The sequence below is a fragment of the Allomesorhizobium camelthorni genome (assembly GCF_011045125.1).
Lineage (GTDB): Bacteria > Pseudomonadota > Alphaproteobacteria > Rhizobiales > Rhizobiaceae > Allomesorhizobium > Allomesorhizobium camelthorni.
The window spans coordinates 1-4,232 of the sequence record NZ_JAAKZF010000186.1 but is presented as its reverse complement, the minus strand read 5'-3'; the positions used below and the strand labels follow the sequence as shown (position 1 = coordinate 4,232).

The window sequence follows — 4,232 nt, the reverse complement described above, 5'->3', positions numbered from 1 at the left end:
CCGCTCGACGACGCCGAAAGCGGCACTGGCAATGATGAAGCGGATCGCCGAGCTCGTTCCCACCCATACACGGCGCTCCGACGAGAGCCAGGCCATGCAGCAGTTGTCGACGCCGCTGCCGCTCGCCTTCGTCACCGCCCACGCAGCCGCGATCTCATCGTCGGATCTCGTTCTCGAACCCTCGGCCGGCACCGGCCTTCTCGCCGTTCATGCCGAGATTGCCCGGGCGTCGCTCGCACTTAACGAGCTTGCCGCGACACGCGCCGATCTGCTCGGCCTGTTGTTCCCGCGGGTTCCGGTCAGCCGGCATGATGCAGCCCATATCGACAATCATTTCGATGCCGACGTCGAGCCATCCGTCATGCTGATGAATCCGCCCTTCACCGTGGGCGCCTATGTCGACGGACATGTCGCCGATGCGGCATGGCGACATCTTTCTTCGGCCTTTTCGCGCCTACGTCCCGGCGGTCGCCTGGTCGCCATTACCGGCACCGGCCTTTCTCCCGAAAACCCCAAATGGCGGCCGGCCTTCGAGCGGCTGCAACAGCAGGGCAGGATCGCCTTCACCGCGGCGATCGACGGCCGTATCTATGCCCGCCATGGCACGACCGCCGAAACCCGCCTGACCATCATCGACAAGATCCCTGCGTCCGGCACTGCCGGATTCGTAGCGTCGCCGGGCAGGGCCCCGGATGTCGAGACACTGCTCTCCTGGATCTCCGACCTGCCACCCCGCACACCGGGCGGCTTTCCGGATTCGATCGGCGCACTATCGAACGGAATCCTGCGCAACGCCGCCATGCAAATGGCCGCGCGTTCAGCGGCGGGAGCTGCGCCAATCGCGGCCGCGGCGTCTGTTGCGAAGATCATGCGGCCGGTGCGTCCCGTTGCCCGGGCGAAGCCCGTCCGTCCGTCCCCCGCAGCCAGCACGTCTGCCGTTCCTCTTCCCTATGAGTTGCGCGACTGGATGCCGGAGGAGGGCCGCCGGCTCACCGACACGATCTACGAACCTTATGCGCTCCAGTCGATCCACATCCCACGCGCCAAACCGCACCCGACGCCGATGGTCCAGTCGGCGGCGATGGCCGCGGTCGCGCCGCCGAAGCCGTCATACCGGCCCCTCCTGCCCGATGCGATCATCGACGAAGGACTGCTGTCCGACGCCCAGATCGAAAGCGTGATCTACGCCGGCGAGGCGCATTCCGGCCATCTCGTCGGCGCCTGGACCGTCGACGAGACCTGTGACGTCGTCTCGGCCGCGGCCGACGATGCCGGCAACGCGGTCCGCTTTCGCCGTGGCTGGTTTCTGGGCGATGGCACCGGCTGCGGCAAGGGACGGCAGGTCGCCGGCATCATCCTCGACAATTGGCTGCAGGGCCGCCGCCGGGCAATCTGGATTTCCAAATCGGACAAGCTGCTGGAGGATGCCCAGCGCGACTGGTCGGCCCTTGGTCAGGAGCGTCTCCTTGTCCAGCCGCTCTCGCGCTATCGGCAGGGCACGCCCATCCGCCTTGCCGAAGGCATCCTTTTCACCACTTACGCGACACTTCGCTCGCAGGAGCGCGACGGCAAGAAATCCCGGATCGCGCAGATCCTCGATTGGGTCGGCCAAGAGGCGGGGAGCGGCGGAGCCGCGACAGGGACCAGGAAGCCTTTCGACGGCGTCATCGTCTTCGACGAAGCCCACGCCATGGCGAATGCCGCGGGGGGAAAAAGCGAACGCGGTGACGTCGCTCCGTCACAACAGGGCAGGGCGGGCCTGCGTCTGCAACACGCGCTGCCCGACGCCCGGATCGTTTACGTCTCGGCAACGGGGGCGACGGCGGTCGAGAATCTCGCCTATGCCCAGCGCCTCGGCATCTGGGGCAGCGAGGATTTTCCGTTCGCCAATCGTGCCGAGTTCGTCGCGGCGATCGAGGATGGCGGCGTCGCTGCCATGGAAGTGCTTGCCCGCGACCTCAAGTCGCTCGGGCTCTACACGTCACGGTCGCTCTCCTATGACGGCGTCGAATACGACCTGCTCGAGCACGAGCTGACCGAGGAACAGATTCGCATCTACAATGCCTATGCGGACGCCTTCCAGGTCATTCACAACAACCTGACCGCCGCGCTCGAGGCTGCCAATATCACCAGTGAGGCCGGCACGCTGAACCGCAACGCGAAGGCGGCAGCACGCTCGGCCTTCGAAAGCACCAAGCAACGCTTCTTCAGCCATCTCATCACCTCGATGATGACGCCGACGCTGATCGGTGCGATCGAGCAGGACCGCGCCGACGGTCATTCAGCTGTCGTGCAGATCGTCTCCACCGGCGAGGCGCTGATGGAACGGCGGCTTGCCGAGATTCCCACCGAGGATTGGTCCGACCTGCATGTCGATGTGACGCCGCGCGAGTATGTCGGCGGGTACCTGATGCATTCGTTTCCGACGCAGCTCTTCGAGGAATATTCCGACGCCGAGGGCAACGTCTATTCGCGGCCCGTGCACGACGCGGACGGCAACCCGGTCCAGTGCCGGGAAGCGGTGCGCCGGCGCGACGAGATGATCGAGAGGTTGGCCTCACTTCCCCCGGTCGGCAGCGCGCTCGACCAGATCCTCCACCATTTCGGCACGGATGTCGTCGCCGAGGTGACCGGGCGCTCGCGCCGTATCGTCAGGAAGACCGGTCGCGACGGCATCGACCGGCTTGCCGTCGAAAACCGTCCGGGCTCGGCCAATCTCGCCGAGACCCAGAGTTTTATGGACGACGACAAGCGCGTGCTGATCTTTTCAGACGCCGGCGGCACGGGTCGTTCGTATCACGCCGATCTCGGAGTGCGAAACCAAAGACTTCGCAAGCATTATCTGTTGGAAGCCGGCTGGCGCGCCGACAACGCTATCCAGGGTCTCAGACGGACCCATCGCACCAACCAGGCGCAGCCACCTCTGTTCCGGCCGATGGCCGCCAATGTGAAGGCGGGCAAGCGGTTCCTGTCGACGATTGCGCGCCGGCTCGACACTTTGGGCGCGATCACGCGCGGCCAGCGCCAGACGGGCGGGGCAGGGCTGTTCCGGTCCGAGGACAATCTGGAAAGCCCCTATGCCCGTGCAGCGCTCCGCCAGTTCTACTGGTTGCTCCATCAGGGCAAGATCGAGGGCTGCTCGCTCACGACCTTCGAGGCCGTTACCGGCTTGGCGCTGACCATGCAGGAGGGCGGACTGCGCGACGAGCTGCCTCCGATTACGACCTGGTTGAACCGACTTCTGGCATTGCGCATCGAAACCCAGAACCTGCTGTTCGAGGTTTTCGAGCAGCTAATGGCGGCGAAGGTCGAGGGCGCCATCGCCGCCGGCACCTACGACAAGGGGCTGGAGACGATCACCGCGGAGAGCATTGTCGTCACTGATCGCCGGACCGTCTACACGCACCCGGTCTCGGGCGCGCAATCACATGTGCTCACCGTTTCGCGCAAGGACCGCATTCGCCCTCTCGGCTTGGTCGACGCGCTGGCCATCGCGCGCGCGGAGCCGCAATCGGTCCTGCTGGTCAACACGCGATCGAGCCGGGCGGCGATCCAACTGCCGACCGCGAGCCTGATGCTCGACGACGGCGTGATAGAGCACCGGGTGCGGCTGCTGCGCCCAACCGACGAGCTGCGCTTCGGTCTCGACGCCCTCGCCGAAACCCACTGGCAGCCGGCCGACCGGAAACTGTTCTGCGAACTATGGCAGGCGGAAGTCGCCGCCGTCCCAGAGTTCACCACCAGCACCTTCCACATCGTCACCGGCCTGCTGTTGCCGATCTGGCGGCGGCTGCCGGATCACAACTGCCAGGTCTACCGGATCCAGACCGATGACGGCGAACGCATCATCGGCCGTCACATCGCGCCGACTCTGGTCGCGACCATGTTGCGCAATCTCGGGATCGACAATGTGCCGACGCTGGCGCCAGAGGAGGCCTGGACCGGGCTGATAGATGGACGGATCGGACTGCAGCTTGCCAATGGCCTGATTCTGCGCCGCAGCCGCGTCATGAACGACTATCGTGTCGAGCTGATCGGCTTCACCGGCGCGATGGTGCCGCGCCTGAAGGCGCTGGGCCTGATCTCCGAGATCATCTCTTGGAAGCTTAGGCTATTCATCCCGACGGGCGGGCAAGGCTCCGCCATGCTCGCCACGCTTCTCGAGCGCCACACGCTGGTCGGCGTCACCGACCGCACGGCGGCGGCTTGAGAGGAGGCGATCATGACCGGCC

1 protein-coding gene is annotated in these 4,232 nt (G+C 65.6%); it reads left to right on the top strand.

The features are described 5' to 3' along the window. Positions 1-4,210 (top strand): strawberry notch-like NTP hydrolase domain-containing protein (locus G6N73_RS34850; RefSeq protein ID WP_165034414.1); only part of this gene is annotated, 4,210 nt, incomplete at its 5' end. Positions 4,211-4,232 lie beyond the last annotated feature (22 nt).